The 26945-nt window shown below is 73.1% G+C and carries 20 protein-coding genes, 3 tRNA genes and 2 pseudogenes; 11 read left to right on the forward strand and 14 right to left on the reverse strand.

Translation table 11 applies throughout. The features are described 5' to 3' along the window. From ACZ4S3_RS03840 to ACZ4S3_RS03850, 3 genes are all read left to right on the forward strand, one after another. The gene (locus ACZ4S3_RS03840) at positions 1-1104 is read left to right on the forward strand and encodes a pyridoxal-phosphate dependent enzyme (RefSeq protein WP_467925354.1); all 1104 of its coding nucleotides are present in this window, start codon (positions 1-3) and stop codon (positions 1102-1104) included. Continuing rightward, positions 1082-2989 (forward strand): DNA primase, encoded by a 1908-nt coding sequence (gene dnaG, locus ACZ4S3_RS03845; RefSeq protein WP_467925356.1) that lies wholly within the window; start codon positions 1082-1084, stop codon positions 2987-2989. The genes ACZ4S3_RS03840 and dnaG overlap by 23 nt, the downstream gene beginning before the upstream one ends. A 169-nt stretch (positions 2990-3158) precedes the next feature. After that, entirely contained in the window at positions 3159-4397 is a 1239-nt protein-coding gene (locus tag ACZ4S3_RS03850; RefSeq protein ID WP_467925357.1) for an RNA polymerase sigma factor, read from the forward strand. A 35-nt stretch (positions 4398-4432) separates the two neighbouring features. Here the strand turns inward: ACZ4S3_RS03850 and ACZ4S3_RS03855 are convergent, their stop codons facing one another. Both ACZ4S3_RS03855 and ACZ4S3_RS03860 read right to left on the reverse strand, forming a co-directional pair. After that, positions 4433-5935 (reverse strand): FGGY family carbohydrate kinase, encoded by a 1503-nt coding sequence (locus ACZ4S3_RS03855; RefSeq protein ID WP_467925359.1) that lies wholly within the window; start codon positions 5933-5935, stop codon positions 4433-4435. A gap of 122 nt (positions 5936-6057) precedes the next feature. Next, positions 6058-6357 carry a YtxH domain-containing protein gene (locus ACZ4S3_RS03860; protein WP_467925361.1) on the reverse strand — a complete coding sequence of 100 codons (300 nt, stop codon included), beginning with the start codon at positions 6355-6357 and terminating at the stop codon, positions 6058-6060. Between the two features lie 217 nt (positions 6358-6574). On the opposite strand from ACZ4S3_RS03860, the gene ACZ4S3_RS03865 reads away from it, so the two are divergent. The 6 genes from ACZ4S3_RS03865 to ACZ4S3_RS03890 all read left to right on the forward strand — a co-directional run bounded on the left by ACZ4S3_RS03865 (position 6575) and on the right by ACZ4S3_RS03890 (position 9514). Continuing rightward, positions 6575-6647: transfer RNA gene (locus ACZ4S3_RS03865), tRNA-Asn, on the forward strand. 5 nt (positions 6648-6652) lie between these two features. Further along, positions 6653-6725: transfer RNA gene (locus tag ACZ4S3_RS03870), tRNA-Asn, on the forward strand. 191 nt (positions 6726-6916) lie between these two features. Next, positions 6917-6990, forward strand: a tRNA-Ile gene (locus ACZ4S3_RS03875). A 560-nt stretch (positions 6991-7550) separates the two neighbouring features. Next, entirely contained in the window at positions 7551-8285 is a 735-nt protein-coding gene (locus tag ACZ4S3_RS03880; RefSeq protein ID WP_467925363.1) for a maleylpyruvate isomerase family mycothiol-dependent enzyme, read from the forward strand. Between the two features lie 228 nt (positions 8286-8513). Next, positions 8514-8921 carry a thioredoxin gene (trxA, locus tag ACZ4S3_RS03885; RefSeq protein ID WP_467925365.1) on the forward strand — a complete coding sequence of 136 codons (408 nt, stop codon included), beginning with the start codon at positions 8514-8516 and terminating at the stop codon, positions 8919-8921. Further along, positions 8918-9514 (forward strand): histidine phosphatase family protein, encoded by a 597-nt coding sequence (locus ACZ4S3_RS03890; protein WP_467925367.1) that lies wholly within the window; start codon positions 8918-8920, stop codon positions 9512-9514. Before trxA ends, ACZ4S3_RS03890 begins: the two co-directional genes overlap by 4 nt. 103 nt (positions 9515-9617) lie before the next feature. Here ACZ4S3_RS03890 and ACZ4S3_RS03895 read toward each other — a convergent pair whose 3' ends face one another. From ACZ4S3_RS03895 to pgfA, 11 genes and pseudogenes are all read right to left on the reverse strand, one after another. Continuing rightward, positions 9618-10646 (reverse strand): rod shape-determining protein, encoded by a 1029-nt coding sequence (locus tag ACZ4S3_RS03895; protein WP_467925369.1) that lies wholly within the window; start codon positions 10644-10646, stop codon positions 9618-9620. A 154-nt stretch (positions 10647-10800) separates the two neighbouring features. Next, positions 10801-11415, reverse strand: a complete 615-nt coding sequence (locus tag ACZ4S3_RS03900) for a hypothetical protein (RefSeq protein ID WP_467925371.1) — start codon at positions 11413-11415, stop codon at positions 10801-10803. After that, positions 11399-12241 (reverse strand): FkbM family methyltransferase, encoded by an 843-nt coding sequence (locus ACZ4S3_RS03905; RefSeq protein WP_467925373.1) that lies wholly within the window; start codon positions 12239-12241, stop codon positions 11399-11401. The genes ACZ4S3_RS03900 and ACZ4S3_RS03905 overlap by 17 nt, the downstream gene beginning before the upstream one ends. A gap of 122 nt (positions 12242-12363) precedes the next feature. Further along, positions 12364-12567 (reverse strand): annotated as a pseudogene (locus ACZ4S3_RS03910) (Trm112 family protein); the annotation flags it as partial. A 253-nt stretch (positions 12568-12820) separates the two neighbouring features. Continuing rightward, positions 12821-13735: pseudogene (locus ACZ4S3_RS03915) on the reverse strand (DMT family transporter); the annotation flags it as partial. 181 nt (positions 13736-13916) lie between these two features. After that, complete coding sequence (locus tag ACZ4S3_RS03920; protein ID WP_467925375.1) at positions 13917-14783, reverse strand: class I SAM-dependent methyltransferase; 867 nt, start codon at positions 14781-14783, stop codon at positions 13917-13919. Then, positions 14780-16189: a condensation protein gene (locus tag ACZ4S3_RS03925; RefSeq protein WP_467927256.1), complete on the reverse strand. Its 1410-nt coding sequence runs from the start codon at positions 16187-16189 to the stop codon at positions 14780-14782. Before ACZ4S3_RS03925 ends, ACZ4S3_RS03920 begins: the two co-directional genes overlap by 4 nt. Before the next feature lie 182 nt (positions 16190-16371). Next, positions 16372-20862, reverse strand: coding sequence for an alpha-(1->3)-arabinofuranosyltransferase domain-containing protein (locus tag ACZ4S3_RS03930; RefSeq protein WP_467925377.1), 4491 nt, complete (start codon positions 20860-20862; stop codon positions 16372-16374). Continuing rightward, positions 20859-21584 (reverse strand): class I SAM-dependent methyltransferase, encoded by a 726-nt coding sequence (locus ACZ4S3_RS03935; protein WP_467925379.1) that lies wholly within the window; start codon positions 21582-21584, stop codon positions 20859-20861. Before ACZ4S3_RS03935 ends, ACZ4S3_RS03930 begins: the two co-directional genes overlap by 4 nt. 7 nt (positions 21585-21591) lie before the next feature. After that, positions 21592-22884, reverse strand: coding sequence for a glycosyltransferase family 4 protein (locus ACZ4S3_RS03940; protein ID WP_467925381.1), 1293 nt, complete (start codon positions 22882-22884; stop codon positions 21592-21594). A 182-nt stretch (positions 22885-23066) separates the two neighbouring features. Further along, positions 23067-24161 carry a cell envelope lipid trafficking protein PgfA gene (gene pgfA / locus ACZ4S3_RS03945; protein ID WP_467925383.1) on the reverse strand — a complete coding sequence of 365 codons (1095 nt, stop codon included), beginning with the start codon at positions 24159-24161 and terminating at the stop codon, positions 23067-23069. Between the two features lie 268 nt (positions 24162-24429). Here pgfA and ACZ4S3_RS03950 point away from each other — a divergent pair, with 268 nt between their 5' ends. Both ACZ4S3_RS03950 and ACZ4S3_RS03955 read left to right on the forward strand, forming a co-directional pair. Then, positions 24430-24576: a hypothetical protein gene (locus ACZ4S3_RS03950; RefSeq protein ID WP_467925385.1), complete on the forward strand. Its 147-nt coding sequence runs from the start codon at positions 24430-24432 to the stop codon at positions 24574-24576. Positions 24577-24608: 32 nt separating this feature from the next. Then, positions 24609-25874 carry a PucR-like N-terminal domain-containing protein gene (locus tag ACZ4S3_RS03955; protein ID WP_467925387.1) on the forward strand — a complete coding sequence of 422 codons (1266 nt, stop codon included), beginning with the start codon at positions 24609-24611 and terminating at the stop codon, positions 25872-25874. Here ACZ4S3_RS03955 and ACZ4S3_RS03960 read toward each other — a convergent pair. Beyond that, positions 25867-26871 (reverse strand): GntR family transcriptional regulator, encoded by a 1005-nt coding sequence (locus tag ACZ4S3_RS03960; protein ID WP_467925389.1) that lies wholly within the window; start codon positions 26869-26871, stop codon positions 25867-25869. The genes ACZ4S3_RS03955 and ACZ4S3_RS03960 overlap by 8 nt on opposite strands. Positions 26872-26945 lie beyond the last annotated feature (74 nt).

Here is a 26945-nt window from a genome sequence, read left to right on the forward strand (position 1 = left end):
ATGACCGCCCGCAAGGCCACCGGCCCCGCCGGCCCCGAAGCAGACGTCCCGGCCGTCACCCTCGATGACGTCCGGGACGCCGCCGGCCGGCTGGCGGGCGTCGCCCACCGCACCCCCGTCCTGCACTCGCGGACCCTGGACGCGCTGGTCGGCGCCGAGGTCTTCCTCAAGTGCGAGAACTTCCAGCGGGCCGGCGCGTTCAAGTTCCGCGGCGCCTACAACGCGCTCTCGCGGCTGTCACCGGAGCAGCTGGGCCGCGGAGTCGTCGCCTACTCCTCCGGCAACCACGCACAGGCCGTCGCGCTGGCCGCCCGCGAGCTGGGCAGCCGCGCCGTCATCGTGATGCCCCAGGACTCGCCGCGCTCCAAGCTCGACGCCACCGCCGGGTACGGCGCCGAGATCGTCACCTACGACCGCTACACCGGCGACCGCGCCGCCCTCGGCCGCCGGCTGGCCGACGAGCGCGGCCTGGCCCTGATCCCGCCGTACGACCATCCGCACATCATCGCCGGGCAGGGCACCGCCGCCCTCGAGCTGATCGAGGAGACCGGCCCGCTGGACGCGCTGCTCACACCGGTCGGCGGGGGCGGGCTGATGGCGGGCTCGGCCACCGCCGCGACGGCCCTGGTGCCCGGCATCCGCATGATCGGCGTGGAGCCGGAGGCGGGCGACGACACCCTGCGCTCCCTGGCGGCCGGGCACCCGGTCACCATCCCCGTCCCGCACACCATCGCCGACGGCCAGGCCGTCGATGCACCCGGCGAGCTGACCTTCGCCATCAACCGCAAGCTCCTCGACTCCATCGTCCTGGTCAGCGACGACGACATCCGTGCCGCCATGAAGCTGGCCTTCGAACGGCTGAAGATCGTCACCGAACCGAGCGGCGCCTGCGCCCTCGCCGCCCTGCTCGCCGGGCGCGTCGACCCTCCCCCAGCGCCTGGGCGGTACCCCCACCCGCCCCGCATCGGCGTGATCATCTCCGGCGGCAACATCGGCCTGGACCGCTTCCTGGAACTGATGCGACAGCCGCCGGACGGGACGGGCGGCGGGGATTGTCCGACCCCCACCGTAGAATTCACGCGTGGCAGGACGGATCAACGATGACGATGTGAAGGCGGTACGGGACGCGGTCCCGATCGACGCCGTCGTGTCCGAGTACCTCCAGCTCCGCAACGCCGGCGGCGGCAACCTCAAGGGCCTGTGCCCCTTCCACGACGAGAAGTCCCCCTCCTTCCACGTCAGCCCCGCCAAAGGCCTCTACCACTGCTTCGGCTGCCAGGAGGGCGGCGACACCGTCGACTTCGTCATGAAGATCGACCACCTCTCCTTCGCCGAGACCATCGAACGCCTCGCCTCCCAGGCCGGCATCACCCTGCGCTACGAAGAGGGCGGCTACACCCCCGGCCGCCAGCAGGGCGAACGCACCCGCCTGGTGGAGGCCCACAAAGCCGCCGCCCAGTTCTACATCGAACAGCTCGATGGCCCCGAAGCGGAGATCGGCCGCACATTCCTCGCCGAGCGCGGCTTCGACCAGGCCGCCGCCCAGCACTTCGGCGTCGGCTACAGCCCGGCCGGCTGGGACCACCTCACCCGCTTCCTGCGCGGCCGCGGCTTCAGCGACCAGGAACTGATCCTCTCCGGCCTCTCCCAGGAAGGCCGCCGCGGCCCCATCGACCGCTTCCGCGGCCGCCTGATGTGGCCCATCCGCGATATCGCCGGCGAGGTCGTCGGCTTCGGCGCCCGCAAGCTCCGCGACGACGACAACGGCCCCAAATACCTCAACACCCCCGAAACCCCCATCTACCGCAAGTCCCACGTCCTCTATGGCATCGACCTCGCCAAAAAAGAGATCGCCAAGACCAGCCGCGCCGTCGTCGTCGAGGGCTACACCGACGTCATGGCCTGCCACCTCGCCGGCATCACCACCGCCATCGCCACCTGCGGCACCTCCTTCGGCGAAGGCCACATCAAGATCCTGCGCCGCCTCCTGATGGACCACTCCGGCTCCGAGGTCGTCTTCACCTTCGACGGCGACGCCGCCGGCCAGAAGGCCGCCCTGCGCGCCTTCGAGGACGACCAGAAGTTCGCCGCCGAGACCTCCATCGCCATCACCCCCGGCGGCATGGACCCCTGCGAGCTGCGCCTGGCCAAGGGTGACGCGGCCGTCGCCGACCTCGTCGAGACCCGCACCCCCCTCTTCGAGTTCGCCCTCCGCCACGTCGTCGCGCGCCACAACCTCGACACCACCGTCGGCCGCGCCGCCGCCCTCGACGAAGCCGCCCCCATCGTCGCCAACATCAAGAACAGCTCCATCCAGCACGAATCCGCCGTCCAGCTCGCCGGCATGCTCGGCATCCTCGACACCCAGTTCGTCGTCCGCCGCGTCGGCCAGCTCGCCCGCTGGGCCCGCGAGCGCGGCCGCGACGGCGGCGACCAGGGCGGCCGACAGCGCCGCGGCCCCGCCCCCGCCCCCGGACCGGAGCGCCCCGCACCCGGCCCGCGCGGCCCGGCCCTCAACCTCCGCAGCCCCGCCCACCGCGTCGAACGCGAACTCCTCAAACTCACCCTCCAGCGCCCCGACCTGGTCTCCCCGGCCTTCGACGCCTACGGGGCCGACGAGTTCACCGCCCCGCCCTACGCCACCGTCCGCCAGTGCATCGAGGACGCGGGCGGCGCCTCCGCGGCCGACCACGACTACCTCACCCGCGTCATCGACGCCGCCGCCGACGACACCGTCCGCGCCATGGTCAGAGAGCTCGCCGTCGAACCCCTGCACACCCGCCGCGACCCCGACGACGCCTACGCCGGCGTCCAGTTGGTCGCCGTCCGCCTCGCCGCCGTCAACCACCGCATCACCGAAATCCGCGGCACCCTCCAGCGCCTGGGCCCCCGCGCCGACCCCGAACACCTCGCCGCCGTCCAGAACGAACTCTGGGTCCTCCAGCAGTACGGCCAATCCCTCCGCGAACGCGGCTACGCCGCCCTCTAGGCGCCGCCGCCCCCCTTGCCGGCTGCCCTCGCATCCCCTACGGGATCTGTTCGCCCCGCCCCCAGGGCCCCGCAACACCCCGCCGTAGCCGCCCGGTCACGGAACGGACTCAAAAAGTGGACGCACGCCCCTCGTGGCGGGAGTGTGTCGTACCCCACACTGAGGAGCGGTGCCTGAGTCCTCGGAGCGCGGCGGGTCCGGTCGGCCGGATCGTGAATCTCCCGCGCAGCCGCTCGTGACGTACGGGACGGCGTGCGGCTCGGCCGCAGCCGTTCCCGGCCTTTCTGCCGCCTCAGCCGCGATCACACTGGAGGTCGCCCCCGTGCAGACCCGGACCCGCCCCGACGCGCCCTCCCGCCCCGGGACACCCCAGGCCGAGCCGCCCCCGCAGCCGCCGGCCGAGCAGGTCACCGTGCCGCAGCAGCCCGGGGCCCCCGCCGCCGAGACGCTCGTCGAGGAAATCATCCCGGAGCCCGTGCCCCGCCCCGATACGAGCGGCCCCTCCTCCGACCTCTTCCGCCAGTACCTCCGCGAGATCGGCCGGATCCCGCTGCTCACCGCAGCCGAGGAGGTCGAGCTCGCCCGCCGCGTCGAAGCCGGCCTCTTCGCCGAGGAGAAACTCACCAGCACCCCCGACCTGACCTCCCAACTCGCCTACGACCTCGACCGGTTGGTGGTCCTGGGCCGGATCGCCAAACGCCGCCTGATCGAGGCCAACCTCCGCCTCGTCGTCTCCGTCGCCAAGCGCTACGTCGGCCGCGGCCTGACCATGCTCGACCTCGTCCAGGAAGGAAACCTCGGCCTCATCCGCGCCGTCGAGAAATTCGACTACGCCCGCGGCTACAAGTTCTCCACCTATGCCACCTGGTGGATCCGCCAGGCGATGTCCCGCGCCCTCGCCGACCAGGCCCGCACCATCCGCGTCCCCGTCCACGTCGTCGAGCTGATCAACCGCGTGGTCCGCGTCCAGCGCCGGATGCTCCAGGAACGCGGCTACGAACCCACCCCCGAAGAGGTCGCCGCCCACCTCGACCTCACCGAGGAACGCGTCAGCGAGGTGCTGCGCCTGGCCCAGGAACCGGTCTCCCTGCACGCCCCCGTCGGCGAGGAGGACGACGTCGCCTTCGGCGACCTCATCGAGGACGGCGACGCCGCCTCACCCGTCGAATCCGCCGCGTTCCTGCTGCTCCGCGAACACCTCGACGCCGTCCTGTCCACCCTCGGCGAACGCGAACGCAAGGTCGTCCAGCTCCGCTACGGCCTCGCCGACGGCCGCCCCCGCACCCTGGAGGAGATCGGCCGCATCTTCGGCGTCACCCGCGAACGGATACGGCAGATCGAGTCCAAGACCCTGGGCAAACTCCGCGACCACGCCTTCGCCGACCAGCTACGGGGCTATCTGGACTGACGCCCGCCCCCGGCCCGCCCGGTACCCCGAACGGCTCACGCCTCGTGCCGGAACGCTCCCGGATGCTGCTGGAACGCCCCCGGATGAGCCTCCTCGCGCACCGCCACGTACTGCTGGCGCACCGCCTGGCCGACGGCCAGTTCGTCACCCGGCTCGAAGATCTGGCTCGCCGCCGCCGGCCACTGCGGCGGATCGACCCACGGGGACCCGCCGCCCGGTGCCGGCTCCGCGCCGGCGGCCGGCGCGAGCGTGCCGTGCGCCACGCCCCAGGCCCAGGCGGCCTGCCGCGCCGCACCCAGCGCCGCATACTCGGCCGGCTGCGGCACCACGACCTGCACCCCGAACAGACCGGGCGCCGCCGCCTGCACCGCCCCCAGCTCCGCGGCCGCACCCAGCAAAAACACCCGGCGCACCGCCACCCCCCGCCCGCGCAGCACATCCAGCGCATCCGCGAGCCCGCAGAGCATGCCCTCCACGGCCGCCCGCGCCAGATGCTCCGGCCGCATGCTCTCGCGCCGCATCCCGTGCAGCGATCCGGCGGTGTGCGGCAGATACGGCGTCCGCTCACCCTCCAGATACGGCAGCATCACCATGCCGTACGCACCGGGCGACGACTGCAGCGCCAGCTCGGAGAGCCCCTCCAGATCCGTCCCGAGCATCTCCGCCGCGCCCCGCAGCACCCGCACCGCATTGGTCGTGTGCACGACGGGCAGATGCCGCCCGGTGGCATCGGCGAACGAGGTGATCGTGCCACTCGGATCGGCCAGCGCCTCGTGATGAATCCCGAACACCGACCCCGAGGCGCCCAGCGACACCACGGCGTCACCCTCCCCGACACCGAGCCCGAAGGCGGCCGCCATCGTCTCGCCCGTACCCGCGGAGATCAGCAGCCCCTCCGGCGTGAACCCGGCCGTCCCCGACGGACCCAGCACCTCCGGCAGCCGCACCTGATGGCCCAACGCCAGCTCGATCAGCTCCGGCCGGTACGACTCGGTCGCCGCCGACCAGAAACCCGTGGCCGAGGCCCCGCCCCGGTCCGTCGTATGCCGCGCCGGCCGCCCCAGCAGCTGCCACGCCAGCCAGTCGTGCGGCTGCATGACCTCCGCGATCCGCGCCGCGTTCTCCGGTTCCGTACGCGCCAGCCAGCGCAGCTTGGTCACCGGATGCGCCGCCTGCGGCACCGCCCCGACGGCCTGCGCCCACGCCGTACGTCCGCCCAGCGCGTCCACCAGGTCCGCGGCCGCGCTCTGCGCCCGCTTGTCATTGCCGAGCAGCGCGGGCCGTACGAGGTTGCCGTCCGCGTCCAGCGGCACCAGCCCGTGCTGCTGTGCCGAGACGCCGATCGCCTGCACCCCTTCGAGCAGCCCGCCGCCCGCGGCCTCGCCCAGGGACATCAGCCAGGCCTGCGGATCGGTCTCGGGCCCCTTCTCGGTGGGATGCGGCGCATACCCCTGCCTGATGACGGCACCCGTATCCGCATCGCAGACCACGATCTGTGTGCTTGCGGACGAACTGTCCAACCCGGCGACTATCCCCATGGCCCCAGATGATGCCCCATGAGACGCATAAGGAGAGAGTCAGGCTTTGCCCCCGGGTGTCGGCCGGAGGCCGTGAAGAGCTCCGGCCGACACCCGGGGCGAACTCCGGGAGCCCGGACGGCTCACGTATTGCTGGTGCCCCAGTCGTCCTCGTCATTCGTGCGCTGCACGCGCAACGAGCGGACCCGGTCGGTGACGGACCCCGGCAGCCGGTCGCTCACCTTGGCCGAAACCGTTCCGAAGGCCCGCGACGCGGCCTGGCGCCCGCTCAGCGCCGCGGACTCCGCGGTGTTCCGGACGGCGGGGTTCTGCGCGATCCGCTGGGCGCCCTTGCGCAGCTGCTCGTACCGCTCCCGGCCGGCCCGTGTGCCGAGCACATATCCGACGGCCAGTCCCGCGATGAACGTGAGCCGGTAGCGCATCGCTCCACCTTTTCCTCTCGTCGGTCCCGCGCGCCGCTCCCGAAGCCGCCGCGCTCCGCTGCCGCCCGCCTACCCGCCGGGGCCGCAGATCACCCGAGGCCACCAGTGGGGATACCGATTGGCGGAGCACCCCCCTGCTTGCGCTAATGTATGTGTCGCAGCGAGCGCGCGCCGTCCGGAGACCCGGACGAGGGTGCATTCGAGGCACACAGAGCATTCCCCTGTAGCTCAATTGGCAGAGCAGCCGGCTGTTAACCGGCAGGTTACTGGTTCGAGTCCAGTCGGGGGAGCTCGGTCCCCTGTAGCTCAATTGGCAGAGCATTCGGCTGTTAACCGGAGGGTTACTGGTTCGAGTCCAGTCGGGGGAGCAGAAAGAACGAGGACCCCGCAAGGGGTCCTTTTTCTTGTGCCCGGGAACCGAACCACGGGTGATCGAAGTCCTCTTGGGCATGCATGGTCGCCGGACGGCAGCCCAACGGAAGCCCACACGGGCAGCAGATCGTATGAGCGGCTATGCTGCGGCAGACGGCGCGCACAAATGTGCGCGGCGCGCCGTGAGGGGGCGGTAGCTCAGCCGGTTAGAGCAGCGGACTCATAATCCGTCGGCCGTGGGTTCGAGTCCCACCCGCCCCACCGCAGCCCGGTGACGCAGAAACGATCAGACCGGGCCAGGCGCACGGACGAGGGTCGTCACGCACCGCGTGGCGGCCCTCGAGTCCGTCCCGGCCGCTCCGCGGCTGCCATCCGCCCTCCCCTTCGCATCACTACGCATCGTTATCGAACGGCTACCCATTGCGATCGCTGGGTATGCCCCCTGTTCGCGAGGTGTCACCAGTCGATGGCGTCGCCCGCCCCGGATGTCGCCCGCCGGTGGTGTCGCCTGCCGGTGGGGGTGAGGGAGTACAGGGGTCCCACCGCCGCTGTCGGGCAGGGAGTCTGACGGAGCGTCTCCTCCGCCCTCCGTCCTCCGCTCTCCGTCGGCAGGGCGCGCGGGTTTCCCAATTGTGCGGCGCATGCGGGGTGTTGGGATGGCGCACGCGCCGCTCGTCAAGGCCGGGTGTGGCCGGGCGGGACTTCGCGGGCGCCATCCGGAAGCTCGCGGATCTCGCGATGCGGCATCAGGTTTCTGAGTGGTGGAATTCGGTGAGGTTTCCTTCCGGCCCCCGGGGCGGGGACCGAACGGATACGGGGAAGTGGGGGAGACGGTGGACGCGTCGGAGAAGGGGCCGCTGCCGGCCTCGGTCGATGAATCGACGAAGAGGTTCGTGGCGACCGTTGCCGGGCTCACGGAGCGGCAGAGGGGCGGGACGACATTGATTCCGCCGTGGACGCGCGGCCACGTCATCACGCACGTCGCGCGGGCCGCGGACAGCCTGTGCCGGTTGCTGGAGGGGGCGCGTACAGGGGTGGAGATCCCGCAGTACGCGAGCATGGCGGCGCGCGAGGAGGAGATCGAGGCCGGGGCGCGGCGGCCGGTCGCCGCACTGGTCGACGACGTGCGCGAAAGCGCGGCCCGGTTCGACGGCGCGGTGCGGACGCTCCCCGAGGAAGCCTGGCGGCGTCGCGTACGGCTGCGCACCGGCGAGCTGCGTACCCCCGGGAGCCTGGTGGCCACGCGGCTGCGGGAGCTCGAGGTGCACCATGCGGACCTGGCGGCCGGATACACCTTCGGAGACGTACCGCACTCCGCGGCCCGGTCCGTCATCGAGGACGTCATCGGCGCGCTGGCAGGGCGCGACGCGGTGCCCGGGATGCGGATCGAGGCGACGGACGGGGACCTGGTCCGGGACATCGGTGCCGGTGGCGGGCCGGTCATCACCGGGACGCTCGGGGATCTGCTCGCCTGGATCACGGGGCGCGGCGCGGCGGCGGTGGGGCTTTCCGTATCCGGGGCCCGGGAGGTGCCGGACGCGCCGTACTGGATCTGACGGGGCCGTACCGGATCTGCGTACCGGATCCGACGGCGCCGGCCGCGCGGGCCCGGCGCGATCGGCACACGGCGTGGGGTTCGCCACCCGGATCGGATGTCTAGGACGGCGTGCGGTGGGCAGGGGAGCGGGACGGTTCAGTATGTGGAATACGGCGCGGATCGCGGCCGTTACCGCAGCTGGACACCGAACGGATATCGACCGCAGACCGGAAGCAGGGAAGCACGTATGAGCACGGTAGAGCTCACCAAGGAAAACTTCGACGAGATCGTCTCCGGCAGCGACTTCGTCCTGATCGACTTCTGGGCCGAGTGGTGCGGCCCGTGCAAGCAGTTCGGCCCGGTCTTCGAGCGGTCGTCCGAGAAGCACGACGACCTGGTGTTCGCCAAGGTCGACACGGAAGCCCAGCCGGAGCTGGCACAGGCCTTCCAGATCCAGTCCATCCCGACCGTCATGATCGTCCGCGACAACATCGCGGTGTTCTCCCAGCCCGGCGCGCTGCCGGAAGCCGCCCTGGAGGACGTCATCGGCCAGGCCCGCGGGCTGGACATGGACGAGGTCCGCGCATCGGTCGCCGAGGCCCAGCAGACCGAGCAGGCGCAGAGCGAACAGGGACAGCAGGCGCAGAGCAAGTGAGCCGACTGCTGCTGATCCGGCACGGCGAGACCGAGTGGAGCCGCAACGGCCGGCACACCGGCCGCACCGACCTGCCGCTCACCGCGGCCGGCGAGGAGCAGGCGCGCGCCCTGCGCCCGCTGCTGTCGGGCCGGAAGATCGGGCAGGTATACACCAGCCCGATGCAGCGGGCCCTGCGCACCGCAGAACTCGCGGGCCTTTCACAGCCGCAGATAGACCCTGACCTGCAGGAATGGGACTACGGCGGCTACGAGGGCATCTCGACCGCCGAGATCCACCGCAGCAGGCCCACCTGGTATCTGTTCAGCGACGGCGTCGCCCCCGGCCCTGCCGGGCACCCGGGGGAGTCGCCCGAACAGGTCGGGGCGCGCGCCGACCGGGTGCTGGCGCGGATCGCGCCGCAGCTCGAGGCGGACGAGGGGGATGTGGCGCTGGTGGCGCACGCCCACTTTCTGCGCGTGCTGACCGCCCGCCGGCTCGGGCTGCCGGCCGCCGCGGGCGGGCTGTTCACGTTCGAGACCGGGGCGGTCGGCGTCCTGGGGACCGAGCACGACCGGCCCGCGGTAATCGCCTGGAACACCCGGAGTCTGTAGATCTGCAAAGAGGTCCACAGTCCCCGGAAACGCCTGGGGTCTGCAGAAACGCCCGGGGCCTGTAGAGGAGACCGGGGTCTGCGAAGAAGACCGGCGGCTGCGCTTACGGAGCCATGGGATCGAGGTGCAGGGGTTCCACCTTGCCCTCGATCATGGCGCCCAGCCCCTGTACGGCACAGACGTCGGGGCGGTCCGCGACATGCACCGGCATGGACGTGGCCTGCTGGAGCATCGACTCCAGGCCAGGGGTCAGCGCGCTGCCACCCGCGAGCATGATGCCGTTCTCCCCGAGGTCGGCCACCAGGTCCGGCGGGCAGTTGCGCAGCACCGACCCGATGCCGTCGAGGATCGCGGTCAGCGGGGACGTGATGGCCTTCAGCACCCGCTCGGTGTCGACCCGCACGGAGCGCGCCAGGCCGCTGACCACATCCCGGCCGTGCACCTCGGCCGAGGAGGCATGCGCATCGTCGCCGGCCAGCATCAGCTGCAGGGGGCGTACGGCCTGGCCCGGCAGCATCAGCTCATGGTGCAGCCGCATGTGCTGGATGATCGCGTGGGCGATGGCGTTGCCACCCACCGGAACGGTCTCCGCGGCCACGATCGCACCGACCGAGAGCACCGCGATCTGCGTGGTGCCCGCCCCACACACCACGATCATGGTCGCTTCCGGCTGTTCCACCGGCAGGCCGCAGCCGACCGCCGCGGCGATCAGCGTATCGACCAGCTCCACCCGCCGGGCGCCCATTCCCGTCAGCGTCTCCACGGCGGCCCGCTGCGCCAGCGGCTCGCTGCCGTACGGCATACAGACCGCGGCCCGCATCGAGGGCCGGCGCCGCCAGGTCTTGCGCAGCTTGCCGCCGACGAGGGTGCGCAGCAGACGCTGGGCCATCTCTATGTCCACGACCGTGCCGCCGGCGACCGGGTGCACGACGCGGATGTAGTCGGGTGTGCGGCCGTCCATCACCTCTGCACGGGCGCCGACGGCCAGCAGCGCTCCGGTACGGACATTGACGGCGGCGACCGTCGGTTCATCGACGATCAGACCCTGGTTCTTGGCATACACCCGGGTGCGGGCCGCGCCGAGGTCGACGGCAACGGAGCAGCGCCGCAGCTGGGCGAGGCTTATGTTCATGGAGGATTCCTCCCCTAAGGGCCGGTATGGCACCTGTGGGCCGGTGTGGGCGGAGCGTGCACAAGAGGCGCTCCTGGCCATCGTGTGGCGAGCGGCCGTCAGCTGCCCGTTGGGGAGGTCCGGTTGGGGGACGCGGTGACCGGGTGGCGGCGGGTCAGTCCACCAGCCGCTGGAAGAGGCCCCAGGTGAATTCCGTGACCAGGGCGTGCGGCTCGGCACCCGGGTCGGGGTCGGGAACCATACAGGCCAGGGCCCAGCGGGTGGGGGCGCTGCCCTCCATCGGGCGGGCCGGGGGGAAGGCGCGGGCGACCTCGTCGACCGTGCACGACCAGGGGGTGAGGTCCGCGGCCGTACGGAGCGCGGGGGCGGCGGCGCCGGGGGCGCGGACGAGCCAGGCGTTCCAGACGGCGCCCCGGGCGGCGGTCAGGATCTCGAACCGCAGATCGGGCCAGAGCGGGACCGGCCAGGTCAGGGCCTCGCAGGCCAGATCGCCGATGCGGCGGGCGGTGACGGTCTCGGGGGCGCCGAGGAGTTCGCGATAGGGCTTCAGGCCGCCGGGCGCCCGAGGGGCGTGCATCCGCGCCTGCCAGCGGCGGTGGGCCTCGCGCAGATCGGCGCGGGAGACGCCCAGGGTGCGCAGCGCGTCCTCGACGAGACCGGGCTGGTGGTCGGCCATGCGGCGCAGCAGAACGAGCTGGAACGCGACGGGTCCGGGCGTCCCGGACGGGGCGGAGCCGGTCGGGCCGTCATTGTCAGTGGCGGGGTTCATGATGGACATGGTCGTGGAGGTTGTGGACGCGGGGCGGGCGGGGCGGGGACGACGGGGGGCCGGGGCGGGCGCCGGGGCGGGCGCCGGCGGGGAGGAAGAGCACGGAATTGACGTAGCGGCGGTGCGGGGCGAGGGAGCGGCGGAGCAGGCCGTGCTCGGCGACATGGGAGGTGCGGGACTGATGGGCGGGTAGATCGAAGTCGGCCAGCGGCGTCCAGCGGCCGTGCGGCAGGACCCAGCCGCGATAGCCGCGGGCGGCCGTCCAGTCCAGGACGGGTGTGAGCGGCTGGATGCGGGTCTCCAGCTCGATGAACAGCGCCGGGAGTTCCCGCTCGATGGTGCGTGCGGCGCCGCGCAGCACCGCCGGCTCACCGCCGTCCACGTCGATCTTGATGAGGGTGACGGAGGCCAGCTCCAGCGAATCGAGGGGGAGGCAGGGCACATCGAGGGTGCTGCCGTGCAGTTCGCGGCGGACGAGCGAAGAGACCCCGCGGTCGCCGCGGCCGTCCGGCGGCAGCCAGAGCGTGGCGCGGCCGGAGTGGTCGGTGGCCGCGGCGGAGACCACGTCGACATGCGCCGGGGTGACCGACGCGATCAGCCGGGCCAGATGGGGGACGGGCTCGATGGTGACGACCCGGTCCGCGCGCCGGGCCAGCCGCCGCGTCCAGGGCCCGAGCCACCCGCCGACGTCCACGGCCGTGCCGCCCGCCGGGCAGAAGTCGGCCAGCCGGCCGAGCTCCGGCTCGAAGCGCGGATAGAGCCCGGCCGCCAGCGCCGACACCAGCCGCGCGGGCAGCCGTGGGCCCAGCCGTGCGGCGAGCGTCACGACCGCGGCTCCGGGGCGGGGGCGGCGGGGGCGGCGGGGGTGGGGACCGCCGGGGTCGGGGTTGGGGTTGAGGCCGGGATCGGGGCCAGGCCCGGGGCCGGGCCGTCGGCCGGGGGCGCTTCGGTCAGGCGGCGGCAGATGCGGTCGTGTTCGGCGTCGGTGACCTGTTCACCGGAGGAGGGGAGGAGCTGGGGGATCCCGTCGAGGATCGGATAGCGGCGGCGCAACCGGGGGTTGTAGAGGACGTCGTCGGGGGCGAGAAGGGACAGCGGACCCTTGTCGAGCGGGCAGGCGAGGATCTTCAGCAGCGGGTCATCTGGCTTCATGGCTCAACTCCGTTGTTCCGGTGGGTGTTTCGGCGGGTGTTCCGGTGGGTTGTCGGGGGCTGTGTGATGGGGTGCCGGGTGCTTCGGTGCCGGGTGATGGCCGGGCATTTCGAAGTCGGGTGTTTCGGTGCCGGGCATTTCGATGCCGGGTGATGTCGGTGACCGCTGATGCGGGGTCGGCTGATGCGGGAGTGGGGAGTTGGGGAGCGGGGGATTCGGAGCTGGGGGGTGCCGGGGCTGAGGCCGGGGCCGGGGCCGGGGCTGGTGTCTGTGCCGGTGCGGCTGCGGGGGCGTCGTGGCGGGGCAGGGCCAGCAGGACGGTCAGGGCCACGGCCGTGCCGCCGAGCCGTAACGCCAGCCGGACGGGATCGGCGGGCAACGGTTCGCCGAAGGCGACGGTGCCGCCGGCGACGGTGAAGACGCAGGTGATGGTGGAGCAGACGGGGACGATGACGGAGGCGCGGCAGCGTTGCAGGGCGGTCTGGGACAGCACCAGGCCGGTGGCTCCGGTGAAGAGCAGAAGATAGGGATACGGCGAGCGGAAGAGCTGCGCGGCGGCGGCCGGGATGTGGTGGGTGGTGAGCAGGCCGGAAACACCCTTGATGGCCAGTGAGCTGACGCCGTAGAGAAGACCGACGGCCACCCCGTAGGGCACGCCCGCGGTCGGCAGGCGATGGCGGCGCCTGGCGCGCCGTTCCGCCGAGCCGTACAGCAGCAGCCCCGCGGCCAGCGACGGTACGGCGATGGCGAGCAGCGTGGCGGGCGGTGCGGTGCGGGCGATGGTCGTGGCGTCGCCGCCCTGGAGGGAGGCGACGACCATCACCAGCGCCACGAGGATCGCCACGATGCTCTGCCGCTCCCGGCCACTGGTCCGCTCGCCCAGCACCGCCGAGGACAGGAGCAGCAGCAGAACCAGGCCCGAGACGAAGATGCCCTGGGCCGCGGCGATGGGGAGTGTGCGGTAGACGGCGAGTTGAGCGGCGAAACCGGCGGCCAGGGCGAGCGAGCCGCCGATCCACAGCGGGCTGCCCAGGAGATGGCGGATGACCCGGGCGGGCTGCCGGGTGCTCAGGGCGGGCAGCGCGGACAGGGCGCGCTTCTCCAGCACAAAACCGGTGCTGTACAGGACGTTGGCGAGCAGCGCCGAGGCCACGCCCCACCAGAGCATCGCCGTACTCCCTTCTGCTCCGTTCTTCTTCACTGTTCTGCACGGGACTGTTCTGCACGGGACTGATGGGGTGCGCATGGGGCGCGTGCGGGGGTCTGCCTTGGGGCTTTGCCTTGTGGGCCTCCTCCTTACCTTTCTTTTCCGGCAACGATTACAGAGAGTAGTTAGTTCCTGGGGTATTTCACGTTCTGTAGTGATGGAGCGGTCTGCGGCGGGCGTGGGCGAGCAGGATGGAGGCCAGGGAGGGGGCGTGACAGGCGGCGCGGTCGAGAGGGCGTAGGGGGCGGGGGACGTCGTGGTAGGGCGCGCCGGCGATCCGTACGACGTCGAAGCCGGAGGCGGTGAGGAAGCCGCGCAGGGCGCGGGCGGTGTAGAGGCGCAGGTGGCCGACGACCTGGGTGCCGGGGCGGCCATGGATCTGACGCAGGCTCACCTCCGAGAAGACGGGCTGGACTCCGGCGAGCAGGAGTCCGCGGTTGTACCAGGCGGCGAGATTGGGGGTGGAGAGCATGAGGTGGCCGCCGGGGCGCAGGACGCGGTGGAGTTCGTCGAGGGCGGCGTCGGGGTCGACGAGGTGTTCGATGACCTCGCTGAAGAGGACGGCGTCGGCGGAGCCGGTCGCGAACGGTAGCCCGCCGTCGGTCAGTTCGCCGCGCACGGTATAGGGGATACGGGTCGCGGCGCGGCGCAGTGCGTCCTGCGACCAGTCGACGCCGATGAGGCGGTGCCCGGCCAGGATGTCCGCGGCGGTGGCGGCCGCGGTGCCGTCGCCGCAGCCGATGTCCAGGACGGTCGCGGCCGGCGCCCCGGTGCGTACGGGCCCGAGGGCGCGGGCCAGGAGCTGGGCCTGCCGCCGGCTGCGGGCGGTGCCGGACGCGACGGGCACGGCGGGGTTCTCGTAGAAGTCCCGTAGCCCTGGCGGGGGTTGGGAAATGCCGGTGCCTGGCGGGGGTTGGGTGGTGCCGGTCAGCGGTGGGGGCTGGGTGGTGCCGGTGCCGGTGCCGGTGCCTGGTGGGGGTTGGGCGGTTCGGGTGGGGGGCCGGGTCATCGGGTGGCTCCTTCGGTGGCGGCGAGGGAGGTGGCGAAGAGGGCGCCGAGGCGGGCGCCGGCCGCGTCGTCCAGGAGGGCGTGCGACCAGCGCAGTGCGAGCTGGATGCGGCCGCCGACCGAGACGGTGGTGAAGGTCAGCCCGCGCGGCATCCGGGCGGGCGCGGAGAACCACACCGCGGTCGGGCGCCCGGCGTCGCCGAAGTCGAGGGGGTAGGGGATGCGGCCGATGTTGGACAGGAGTGTGGTGGAGGTCCAGGGGGCCGCGGCGGTGCGGAGGGCTCGGGTGGCGGCCCTGCGCATCCCCACGGGCAGTACGGGCAAGGCCAAGAGGGTTCCGGTCGCGCCCAGTTGGGAGCCGTGAGTGGATTTGAGGGCGCGGGTGCGGGCGGCCGTACGGCGCAGCAGCCGGGCGACCGCGTCGGGGTCGGGCGGATCGGCGGTGAGCGGCGCGGCGTCCTGGCGTTCCCCGGGGCCGAAGCCGACCGGGACCAGCCGGGTGCCGTTGCCGATGGGCATCTCGCTGCCGCGTGGGCGGTCGTCCACGGGCATGGTGACGAGGACGGGGGCGGTGGGCCGGTCGTGCAGCCGGTTCCAGCGGGCGACCGTCAGGCAGGTGGCGACGAGCAGCTGGTCGTTGACGGTGTACGGTGCCCGGCCGGCCACGCGCGGCGGCCGGGCCGGGACGGGCAACTCGGTGATCAGCATGCCGTTGCCGGGCGCATCGGGGCGCGGGGGCGGGCCTGTGCCGTCCCCGTTGTCCGGGGCGATGCGGGCCGGGCGGGCGAGGCCGTGCCCGGCGGCCGCCGGGCTGTCGTCGGGCCGTACGCGCCCCTGGTCCGTACCGGCATCGGGGGCGCGTACGGGCGGCGGGGCGGGGGAGTTGTCGGCGCCGCCGTAGAGCTCGGCGGCGGTGGCCAGTACCCGCAGGCAGGCCGGGCCGTCCAGCGCGGTGTGGTTGAGGGTGAGGAGCAGGACGGTGCCGTCCGCCGTGTCCGGACGCTCGATCACCTCGAGACGGATGGGGGGCGAGGCGTCCAGGGGCGGGCAGTCGGTGAGGGCGCGTTCCCGGGCGCGTACGAGGGCGTCGGGGCCGGGCGGCGGGAAGACGACCGGGTCCACGTCCGGGGCGGCGGTGAGCTGCCATGAGTAACGGCGGTGCCACCAGCGGACCGGGGCCTGGCGCATCAGGATGCGGGGGTGGCGGGTGAGCGCCTGGTGGAAGGCGGTCCGCAGGCGCTCGTGGTCGACCCGGCCCGGGAGATGCACCTCGATATGGACGGTCTCCGGTTCGTCGTCCTGGAGGCAGTGCCGGGAGATCTCGTCGACGACGGGGAAGGGGACGCGGGCGATGGTGGGCCGGCGGGTGGTGGCCGGTTGGCGGGTGGTGGCCGGTCGGCGGGGCATGGCGGGTTCGTGGGCCGTGGCGGGGGCGCGGGTGGTGGTCGGATCGCCGGTGGTGGCCGGTTCGCCGGTGGTGGCGGTTTCGCGGACGGTGGCCGGTTCGTGGGCCGGTTCGTGGGCCGGTTCGCCGGTGGGGGCGGCGTCCTGGCCGTCCGGCTCCTGCCGGGGTGGTTGCTGCAGTGCGGTCATCGTCCGGTGTCCTCCCCGTTGCGCGGCGGCCCGGCCGGCCGCCGCCGGTCGGCCCAGTCCGGGCCGTCGCCCCGTGTCCGCCCCCGGGCCTGGATCGGCCGCCCGGCGGCGGCCGGCCCGTCGGCCACCGGCCGCGCACGCCGAGGAAGCGGCGAAGGCGAGGAAGGCGACGGAGGCGACGGATGTGGGGGAGGCGACGGAGGCGACGTGTCCGATGGGGTCGATGGGTTCGATGGGTCTGACGGGTCTGACAGGTCTGACGGGGCCGACGGGGCCGACGGAGGCGGCGGGTCGGCCGGGGCGGGTGAGCCCGGGTCCGTTCCCTCGGCGGGAGCCGGGCCCGCGGTCGCACCGGCCCCCGGTACGCCCGGCACCGTCACTACCGCCGCCGCCAGCGCCACCAGGGCAAACCCCTGCGCGACGGCACTGAACGCCCCCTCGTCCGCGGCGATCGGCTCACCCGCCCCGATGGCCGCGGTGATTCCCGCGCCCGCCATCGACACGAGCGCCACCGGCACCAGCAGCCCCCGCCGGAACCGCGCCACCACCGCCAGCAGCGGCACGACCACGGCGAACGGACCCGACGCCATGGCCACCACCGCCGTGAGCGCCGCCACGCCCAGCACCCACGAAGGAGCGGGCGGGATCACCGAAGCGGGCGGCGGAGTCCGCGGGGTGCGCCGCACCAGAGCCGAGACGATGAGCAGGACCACACCCGCCGCCCCGCCGATCAGGCCCAGGTCATAGGTGGTCGCCGGGGTGTAGGACAGTTCGACGGTGCCGCCCGCGCCGGCCGGGACGAGGAAGCCCTGCTGCCACCCGTCCAGCCGCAGCGGCGTCAGGGCGCGGCCGTCCAGCGTGGCATGCCAGCCGTCGTTGGCGTTCTCGTACATCTGCAGATAGACGGCCCGGCCGGCCCCGACGGTGACGCTGCGGCGGTCCCCCGCCCAGTCCTTGGCGGCGACCTTGCGTGCGGGCGCGGCGGCGGCCGCCGCGTGGCCCCTGCTCAGCGTCACATCGGTGAGCGTCAGCGGTCCCTGGTCGCCGGCCTCCACCCGGTGCCGCCCCGACGGCAGCCGGAGCCGTCCGTCGCGGGCCTCGCCGGCGCACAACTCCACCGTGACCGGACGCCGTTCGGTGAGATCGCGGACATAACCCGAGGCCTTGGTGGCGTGCAGCACGCCGTCGACGGCGAGCATCGGGCCCTGGCCGCAGCCGACGGAGAAGCGTTTGCCGGCGGGGGGCCGCGGGGTGCGGTAGGAGTCGAGTGCGGGGAGGTAGACCTCGCTGAGGCCGACGGGCAGTTGGAGGGCCTGGCCCGCGACCGGGTTGTGCAGGGTCAGTGCCTTGACCTTGCTGATCGTGATGTCCAGGCGGTCGGTGGTGATCGGGTCGAAGCGGGCCTGGCCGTTCTCGTCGACCCCGGCGGTGGCCGCGCCGTCGGGGGAGTTGATCAGGATCTGTTCGGGGCGGGTGGAGATACCGCCGGCCGCGGCCAGCACGATCTGGTCGATCTTCTTCTTGCCCGGCCAGCGCAGATGCAGGGTCGGCCGGTCGCCGGCGATCCAGGCCGTGGTCAGGTCGCCGTCGACGAGGTTGCGGGGGCTGAGCGACTGGCCGAAGCCGAAGCTGGTGGAGTCGGCGGTGGCGGTGATCCGGTCCTTCTGCTCGGGCGCGATGCCCTCCAGCAGCCGGTCGAGTTCGGGGCCGGGGACGGCCAGCGCCTTGCCGGAGACGGCGTAGGGCGCGCTCGTGTGCGTACGGAACTGGCGGTGCAGGCCGGTCTCGGCGGAGACCGGGGACAGGCCGCCGGGGTCGCTGCCCCGGTGGAGGGAGATGGTCTCGGCGGGCGCGTCGGAGCGCTGCGCGTCGGCGGGGAGCTGGAGCAGGCGGGTGACCTGGACGCCGGGCACGGAGATCTCGGTGAAGCCCGCGCCGGAGAGTCCCGCGCGCGGTGTCTGCGAGCCGAGGATGGTCAGCTTCAGCCATTTCGCGGTCCCGGCGGGCGCCTTGACCTGCTGCCTCGTCCCGTCCGGCCGCAGTGGGCTCTGTGCGCTGCCGCGGTCGGTCTGCACCCGTACGGACGTCGGTGCGGCCCGCAGTCCGTCGCCGGGCAGCGGTGTGAGGGAGATCGAGGACGGCACCGAGGTGGGCCGGGTGAAGGCGATCTTCACCCACTGGCCCACGGGGTCGCCCGCGCTGCCCTCCGCCCAGGCGGTGTCCGGGTTGCCGTCGAAGGCGTTCACCGGGTCGTACTGCGGCAGATGGAAGAGCCAGTTGCCGCTGGTGGAGGCGGTGACCGAGGAGGCGCCGCGCAGCACGGCGGTGGTCTGGTGGCCGATGCCGGAGGTGGGCAGGATCTGCCGGGGCGGGCGGCCGGGGTCCTGGACGCTGTCGGGGTGGTTCTTCTCGTCGGCCGTGTACGTATACGACGTATTGCTGTTGACCAGGCCGAAGCGGGTGTCGGCGCGGCGCAGGCCGTCGGCGGTCAGCTGGAGCGGCACGGTGCCCAGGCCGGGGTGGTTGTCGCCGGTCAGCACGGTGGGCCGGTCCCGCAGGGCGGGGTCGGCGGACAGCTGGAGCAGGGATTCGGGGCCGCCGCTGAGCTGTGCGGTGTCCGCGACGGCCTTGGCGGTGACGGGGCCGGGCGCGGGGCTGCCCTGCGGCCGGTAGATCTCGACCGAGCGCAGGCGCGGGTACAGGCCCTGGATCTGCAGCGGCGCCTTGGCCGGGATCCTGCCGCTGGTGGTCAGCGGGCCGAAGGCCGCCGCCTTGCGGTAGCCGGAGGCCTCCAGGGTGCGGGTGACGGTCTGCGGTGGGACATAGCCGATCTGGTCCGGGTCGAGGTCGTTGCGTACGACCACATCGTGGATACCGGCGCGTGCCAAGTAGTCGCGCAGGCCCGGGACTTGGGCGCCGGTCATCAGGGCCTGTTCGACGGCGTCCAGGGCGCGGCGGGCGCCGGGGGTGCCGAAGGGGACGAAGTCGCGCTGCGCCCAGGGGGATTCGGCCAGGACGTCGAGGGGTTCGTCGATGGGGGAGCCCCAGGTGTAGATGCCGTGTGCGGTGGCGGGGACGACCAGGGCGCGACCGGCCGGGGAGTGGGTCCTCAGCCAGCTCGCGGTCTGTTCCCAGTACGCGGGCAGTTTGGTGAAGGGGCCGGGCTGGAGGATGCTGCCGGTCAGGAAGGGGAGGGCGAGGGCGGGCAGGACGAGTACGGCGGTCAGCAGCGGGAGCCGGCGGCGGGCGGGGATCCGGCGGGTGCCGCGGCGTTCGGTGGCGACCGCGAGCAGATGGGCCAGGCCCAGTGCGAGGGCCAGGGCCAGGCCCGGGGTGAATTTGTAGATGTTGCGGAACGGGCGGAGCCAACCGTTGAGCCAGTCCTGCCACAGTCCGTGGAGGGGGCCGCCGAGCGCACCGCCGTAGCCGGCCAGCGCGATCAGGGCGACGGTCAGGACGGTCAGCAGCAGCCAGCGGCGCTCGGGCAGATCGCGCCGGGCCAGCCCGGCCAGTCCCAGCGCGGCGGCCAGTGCCGAGCCGAGTACCGCGAAGGCGTTGGCCGTCATGGTCCAGCCGGCCGGCAGCCAGGGTTCGCCGAAGTTGAGGTAGCCGACCCAGTTGCCCGCGCCGCGCAGCATTTCGGTGGCGGACATGGTGCCGGTGGTGGTGTCCGCCTGCTCGATGAACGGCATGAAGTTCTCGCCGTGGATGCCCAGCAGGAGGAGGGGGACCACCCACCAGGCGGTGGCCAGTACGACGCCGGGCAGCCACCAGGCGAGCAGTTTCGGGCGGCGCGGCCCGGTACGGGAGAGCAGATAGAGGCCGGCGGGTAACAGGGCGGCCAGTGTCGAGGCCGCGTTGACGCCGCCCATGAACGGGATCAACAGCGCCGAGCGGGTGGCCGCGGTACGGGCGCCGGCCCGGGGGTTCGTCAGCGGCAGCAGAACCCAGGGGAGCAGCGCGCCGGGGAGTGCGGCGGCGGAGGTGGAGCCGATGACGATGGTGAACGTCGGCCACAGGGCGTAGCAGGCGGCGGCGAGGAGGCGGGCGGGCGGGGTGCCGAAGCGCAGCCGTTCGGCCAGCCGCAGCGCGCCCCAGAAGGCGGCCGTGACGATCAGCGACATCCACAGCCGTTCGGCCAGCCAGACGGGGAGGTGCGCCAGATGCGTCAGGCCGTAATAGGGGAGCGTGGGGAAGGCGTAGCCGAAGTACTGGTCGGCGATGCCGCCGAAGCCCGCCCGGTCGTGCCACAACTGGCCCAGGTCGCCGAGGAACTTCCCGGGGTCACTGGTGACGCCCAGCTTGGTCTCGAACGTCATCTTCCCTGGTGAGGGCGCCAGGAAGCCGGTCAGGGCGAGCGCCCAGAAGGCGAACAGCCAGCGTCTGCGGCGGGGTTGGTCCGGTGCCGGGGCGGCCGGGGCCGGGGGCGGTGTGCCGCCGGTGTCGGGCGAGCCCGGGGACTGGGAGGGCCGCAGGGTCTGGGTCATGGCAACCGCCGGAGGATGAGGAGAAGGTTCCAGGTGGCGACTTCGCGGACGCCCGGCAGGCGGGGGATGGTCTCGGCGAGGAACGGCGCGTAGCGGGAGCGGGCCGAGAGGACGGTGACATCGTCGCGGGCGCGTACCTGGCGCAGGGTGCGGCCGATGTGGACGGCGAAGAGGTTCTCGCCCAGGGTGTGTTTGGCGGGGCGGCCGGTGCGCCGCCGGTAGCGGGCGCGGGCCCGCTCGGCCCCCAGGTAGTGCCAGGGCGCGGTCTCGTGGCCGCCCCAGGGGGACAGCCAGTTGGTGAAGGACACGTAGATGATCCCGTCGGGACGGGTGACCCGGATCATTTCGCTCAGGAAGGTGCCCGGATCGGCGACATGCTCCAGGACGTTGGAGGAGAAGCAGATGTCGGCGGCGCCGTCGGCGAGCGGCAGCAGATAGCCGTCGGCGACCACCGCGCCCTCGGGGGCGTGGCCGCGGGCGGTCAGCTCGGCCGTATCGGGCTCGAAGAGCAGGCCGTGGGCGCCGCGCCGCCGGAACTCCTCGGTGAAGTGGCCGCTGCCGCCGCCGACATCGGCGACCACCGCGCCCCGCAGCGGGGCATGGCGTGCCACCTGGTCGGCGGCGTCCCGGGCGAGCAGCGTGTAACAGCGTTCCGGTTCGGTCTGTTCCCGCAGAAAGGCGCGGAAGAGGGTGTAGGACCTGCGCAGCGAGGGGTCACGCACCGGGGCCTCACCGCCCGGGGAGCGTAGTGCGGAACGCCTCCGCGGCGACCGCGCGGAAGCTGCTGACGGTGTGGCTCCATCGGAAGCGGGCGGCGCGTTGTTCCGCCGCGATGCCCAGGGCGTCCCGGCGCCGTGCGCTGAGCGCGAGGGTGCACCAGTGCGCGGCGAAGGCGCTCTCGCCGCGGGCCAGCAGCCCGGTGACGCCGTCCTCGACGGAATCCCGTAGTCCGGGGATGTCGAAGCCGACGGCGGGGGTACGCCGGGCGGCGGCTTCCATCACCACCAGACCCCAGCCCTCCACCAGCGAGGGGTGCAGCAACAGCCAGGCGGAGCACAGGAGTTGGTGTTTGCGCTGTTCGGAGATGCGGCCGGTGAAGGTGACATCCGGGCCGGCGGCCGCCGCCAGCCGGTCCCGCTCGGGGCCGTCGCCGACGATGACGAGCCGGCCGCCGGTCACCGGACGGACCCGCTCCCACAGCCGCAGCAGCAGATCGATCCGCTTGTATTCGACGAGCCGGCCCATGGCCACGAAGAGCGGTTCGGGCGCCTTGGGGACGAGCGGCCCCGGCTCCTCCACGCCGTTGTGGACCAGCCGGATACGGTCCCCCTCCACGCCGAGGTCGCGCAGCGCGGACGCGGTCGAGCCGGAGACGGCGACCATCAGATTGCGGCGGTGGGTGCCGGCCAGCGCCCAGTGCTCCAGACGGCGGCCGAGCCGGGCGGCGGGCCGCGGGTAGCGCATCCCCCACAGGTCCGTATGGACGTGGTTGACCAGGCACAGGGTGGGGCCGCGGTGCCACAGCGGCGCGAGGTACGGCATGCCGTTGCACACCTCGACCAGCAGATCGCAGTCGCCGGCCCGGCGGGCCAGCTGCCGCGGTGCGCGCAGGAAATGACCGGCGTCGCCGCCCGCCGAGATGACCCGGTAGCTGCGGGCGGGGGTACTCCCACCCTGGTCATGAGGGTTCCCCCGGCCGGGCGGAGTCGGGAGCGGGATCGGGGGAGGAGCCGGGACGTCGGGGGAGGCGGGTCCGCCGCACAGCAGGGTGACCTGGTGGCCGTGTGCGGCGAGCCCGTCGGCGATCTTGTCCACCAGGAGCTCGGAGCCGCCGGCGGCCGGGTTGCCCAGGTCGCGGCGGGCGAGAAAGACGATACGGCGGGGGAGCGGGAGATGCCCGGAGGAGGGCGGAACGCAGGGTGCCGCGAGCGGCGGGACGGGGTGCACGTGCGGCGGGGCGGGCGGCACGTGCGGCGGAGAGGGGTGTACGTGCGGCGGGGACGGTTGTACGTGCTGGGGCATGGGCGCTCCAACTCGTCTCAGGGTGCGGTACCAGCGGTGGGGGACGTACTGCGTGCTGAGTCGTGCGGGGCGGTGCGGTGTTGCCGGTGTGGGGTCGATAGTTTTCGCTGCGGCGTGCGCTGCGGCTACTCACCGGAGTGACAAAAACCGGGTCGCTTCGGTCTGACGGTTCATCACTTCGTTCAGGACCGGCCGTCCTGCTTCCCCCGGGTTCTCGGCTTCCCTCGAACCGGGAGGTGCCCCCATCCGCGCACCACCAGCACCACCCCGGCCGCCGCCAGCACCCCGCCCGCCACCGCGGCGCCCACCGGCAGCTGCCCGCTCACCAGCGCCAGCCGGTCGCTGTCGGCCTTCGCCAGCCGTACCTGCGCCCGCCGCGTGGCGGGCGTGAACCGGAGATTCTCGCCGTGCAACAGGGTCACCGCGTCCCGTCGCGTGCCGGGTGCGCGCAGCGTCTTCACCGGCGAGAGGGCGGCATCGATGATCCGGCCGGTGCGCCGCTCGACGACCAGCTCGATACCGGAATTCGCGTACCACTCCTCGGCCTGGATCTGGCCCTGCCCCGGGCGGCCGACCAGCCTGCCGGGCACCTGCCGGCTGCCGGTCCTGGTGGGCGGCACGGTTCCGGTGAAGCGATAGCCCTCGTACCCCTGGACCTTCTTCGTACCGGCGAAGCGGAGCGGGACGGCCGCGCCCAGCGTGTTGTCCCACCACCGGTAACTCCTCCGCTCCACATCGAAGGGGAACTTGAGGTACGCATCGCCGTCGAACCGGGCCGGCGCCTCCTCGCAGCAGTGCACCGGGGCGTTGGTGCGCCGGTCGGTGACCCAGCGTTCGGTGGTCCACTGGAACGCCTTGCGCGGATCCCTGAGCGCCAGCGTCCGGGGGGTGTCGACGGTCGTCGAGACATCCCACACCGCCCGCCCGCTCTCCTCGCTCGCGGCGACGTCGCCCAGCACGTGCCGGGTGATGGTGATCTTCTGCCGCTCCCGGTTCTGCAGCGCCTCGGTGTCGAAGTAGCTGCCGGTGCCGGTGAAGACGGTGGTGACATCGACGTCGACCGGTGTGACCTTGGCCCGCGGCGTGACATACCAGGCCAGCAGGGGTGCCAGGACCAGCAGGAAGACGCCGAGCCCCAGGACGGACAGCGAGAGGGGCGAGGCGGTGCGGGCCGCGGACGTGCCGGTTCGCGGCGCAGGGGCGGACGTACCGGAGGACGTACCGGAGGACGTACCGGAAGGACCGGAAGGTGTACGGGAAGGCATACGGGCAGACATACGAGCACTCCTGGAAGCGGTGAGAGGAACACGCTCTGGTGCACGTGCGGCGTCGTGCTGCGCCATGGGCCGGGAACGTAAGGGAACTCTTGACAGCGAGTCAATGCCCTTCCACACTCGGCAGGCACCACGACTGCCGTGGTGCCGCGCTGTGGGACGCGGCACCGAGCGGGCCCCGATCCGTACGCCGAGGGCCGTGCCGTGTGCCGAACCAGCTTCGACGGGGACCGGACCGGGTCCCCGGCATCGACGAAGGGCTCGCCGCGCCATGCACCGAACGCTCGCTGCCTTACTGACCGCGGTGGCCGCCGCCGCCCTCGCCGCCGGCGCCGCCCTCGGCATCGTCGCCGTCCTGGACGCCGCCCCGAAGCAGCCCAATGTGCCGCTGGTGACCTTCGACCGGACCGGCGAATAGGACGGGCCGGGCATGCGCAGGAGGGCCGGGGCATGGTGACCGCCGTACGCTCCGCCTGGCGGGAGGTCCCGCCCTGCCAGGTACGCCGGTTCGCCGCCCTCGCACTGGACGAGGTGCCCGCGCTGGCCGAGGGCATCCTGCGCGAGATCCGCCGCGAATTCCCCCAACTGCAGCTGATACCGGACGAGTGCGGGGAACCGCGTGCCCTGGTCGGCATCCGGCAGTCGCTGGAGCACTTCGTCGAGCACCTGACGGCGGGCCTGGACCGGCCGCACGTCCACCCGCAGGTCTTCCAGGAGTTCGGCCGCGGCGAGGGCATCCAGGGCCGCAGCCTGGACGCCCTCCAGGCCATCTACCGGCTCGGCGTCAAACTGGCCTGGCGGCGGCTCGCCGAGATCGGCCAGCAGGTCGCCATCCCGGCACCGGCGATGTACGAACTCGCCGAGTCGGGCTTCGAGTACCTCGACGGGCTGGTCGCCGAATCGGTACGCGGCTACGCCGAGGCCGCCGCCCGCCAGGCCGGGGAGCGGCTGCGGCTGCAACGCCGCCTGATGGAGCAGCTGTTCGCGAGCCGGGGCACCGGCGGACGGGGCGCGGCGCGGCCGGGGCGCACCGGACCGGGCGGCGCGGCGGGCGCGGCGGGCCCCGTCTCCGCCCTCGCCGAACGCGCCGCCCGCATCGGCTGGCCGCTGCCCGAACGCGTCGCCGTGGCGGTCCTGCTGCGCCCGGCCCGCGAGGCGGTGGCGCCCGCCGTCGCCTCCGACGTCCTGCTGGACATGGAGTGCGAACGGCCACGGATGGTGGTGCCCGAGCCGGACGCCCCCGGGCGGCGCGAGCTGCTGGCCCGTGCGGCGGCCGGCTGGTCAGGCGCGATCGGGCCGGCCGTGGCGCTGCTGGACGCCGCGAAGTCGCTGCGCTGGGCCGCTTCCGCGGTCGACCTGATGGAGCGCGGACTGCTGCCCGCGGGCGAGCTGCTGCAGTGCACCGAGCACACCGAGGCGCTGGTCCTGCTGCCGCCCGAGGAGCTGATCGAGGACCTCACCCGCCGCCGCCTCGCCCCGCTGACCCGCTGCGGCCCCACCCACGGCCGCCGCCTCGCCGAAACCCTCCTCGCCTGGCTGGAGACCCGCGGCGGCGCCCCCGAAGTCGCCGCCCGGCTCGGCGTCCATCCGCAGACCGTGCGCTACCGCCTGCGCCAGATACGGGAGTTGTGGGGCGCCGAGGTCGACGACCCGGACCGCCGTTTCGAGCTGGAGCTGGTGTTACGGGCCCGGCGGCTGCGCGGGGAGCTCAACTGACCCCGTCGGAGGCGGCACCGACCCCGTCGGACGCGGCACCGACCCCGTCGGAGGCGGCCGCCGCCCGCCGCCCGACCAGCACCTCCATGCCGTCCAGGAGCCGGGCCAGCCCGAACGCGAACAGCGTCTCCAGGGTCACCGCATCCTCCCCGGCTCCGTCGATCCCCGCATACATCGGGTACGCGCCGGACTCCAGGATGCCCTCGAACGTCGGCTCCATCGCCGCCATCCACTGGTCCTGGTCCATCCCGGTCTCCTGCTCGGCCTCCAGATCGTCCTCGAAGCCGGCCGCGGTGGACCGTACGTAGTTCAGCAGCGTCACGGCCATATGGATCAGCGTCACCGGGTCCACCCCCTCGACCCGCGCCATCATCCACTCGATCTGCGCCATCGCCCGCGGCATCGGCTGCGGCCGGGTGATCGACAGATACTGCGCCAGCCACGGGTGCCGCCGGTAGAGCTCCCACTGCAGATGCGCGCCCGCCTCCATCCGTTCGCGCCAGCCCTCGGGTGCCGGGTGGGGCAGGTGGACGTCCTCGAACGCCGCGTCCGCCATCAGCAGCACCAGCTCGTCCTTGTTGGCCACATGCCGGTAGAGCGCCATCGAGGACACCCCGAATTCGGCGGCGACCCGGCGCATCGACAGCGCCCGCAGCCCTTCGGCGTCGGCGACCTTGATCCCGGCCCGTACGACGCGGTCGCGGCTGAGCCCGGTGTCGGTGTCGCGCGGCCGGCGCCCGCGCGGCGGTTCGGGGCGGGCGGCCGGCTGCGGCTGCGGCTCGGCGACCACCGTCCCCACCCCCGGTACGGCCCGTACGACGCCCTCCTGCCGCAGCGTCGTCAGCACCTTGGTGGCGGTCGCCATCGCCACGCCCCACTGCCGGGTGATCCGCCGGGTCGAGGGCACCCGGTCGCCCGGCGCCAGCTCGCCGGTGTCGATACGGCGCCGGATCTCGTCGACGATCCGGCGGTAGGGCGGCGGGGCGGGCTGATCCACGGGGTGGCCTCCGTACTAGTGCACCAAGGGGATATCGCTGGCCAGAAGCGTAACAGTGCGGCCCCATCAAGGGC

This window comes from Streptomyces sp. NPDC028368 (assembly GCF_055565615.1).

Coding starts and splice junctions, on each gene's coding strand:
- pgfA (WP_467925383.1), bottom strand. CDS start 24,161: ATGTCTGCCCGTATGCCTTCCCGTACACCTTCCGGTCCTTCCGGTACG.
- ACZ4S3_RS03930 (WP_467925377.1), bottom strand. CDS start 20,862: ATGACCCAGACCCTGCGGCCCTCCCAGTCCCCGGGCTCGCCCGACACC.
- ACZ4S3_RS03925 (WP_467927256.1), bottom strand. CDS start 16,189: ATGCCCCGCCGACCGGCCACCACCCGCCAACCGGCCACCACCCGCCGG.
- ACZ4S3_RS03900 (WP_467925371.1), bottom strand. CDS start 11,415: ATGAACCCCGCCACTGACAATGACGGCCCGACCGGCTCCGCCCCGTCC.
- ACZ4S3_RS03895 (WP_467925369.1), bottom strand. CDS start 10,646: ATGAACATAAGCCTCGCCCAGCTGCGGCGCTGCTCCGTTGCCGTCGAC.
- ACZ4S3_RS03955 (WP_467925387.1), top strand. CDS start 24,609: ATGGTGACCGCCGTACGCTCCGCCTGGCGGGAGGTCCCGCCCTGCCAG.
- ACZ4S3_RS03840 (WP_467925354.1), top strand. CDS start 1: ATGACCGCCCGCAAGGCCACCGGCCCCGCCGGCCCCGAAGCAGACGTC.
- ACZ4S3_RS03940 (WP_467925381.1), bottom strand. CDS start 22,884: ATGCCCCAGCACGTACAACCGTCCCCGCCGCACGTACACCCCTCTCCG.
- trxA (WP_467925365.1), top strand. CDS start 8,514: ATGAGCACGGTAGAGCTCACCAAGGAAAACTTCGACGAGATCGTCTCC.
- ACZ4S3_RS03855 (WP_467925359.1), bottom strand. CDS start 5,935: ATGGGGATAGTCGCCGGGTTGGACAGTTCGTCCGCAAGCACACAGATC.
- ACZ4S3_RS03860 (WP_467925361.1), bottom strand. CDS start 6,357: ATGCGCTACCGGCTCACGTTCATCGCGGGACTGGCCGTCGGATATGTG.
- ACZ4S3_RS03920 (WP_467925375.1), bottom strand. CDS start 14,783: ATGACCCGGCCCCCCACCCGAACCGCCCAACCCCCACCAGGCACCGGC.
- ACZ4S3_RS03950 (WP_467925385.1), top strand. CDS start 24,430: ATGCACCGAACGCTCGCTGCCTTACTGACCGCGGTGGCCGCCGCCGCC.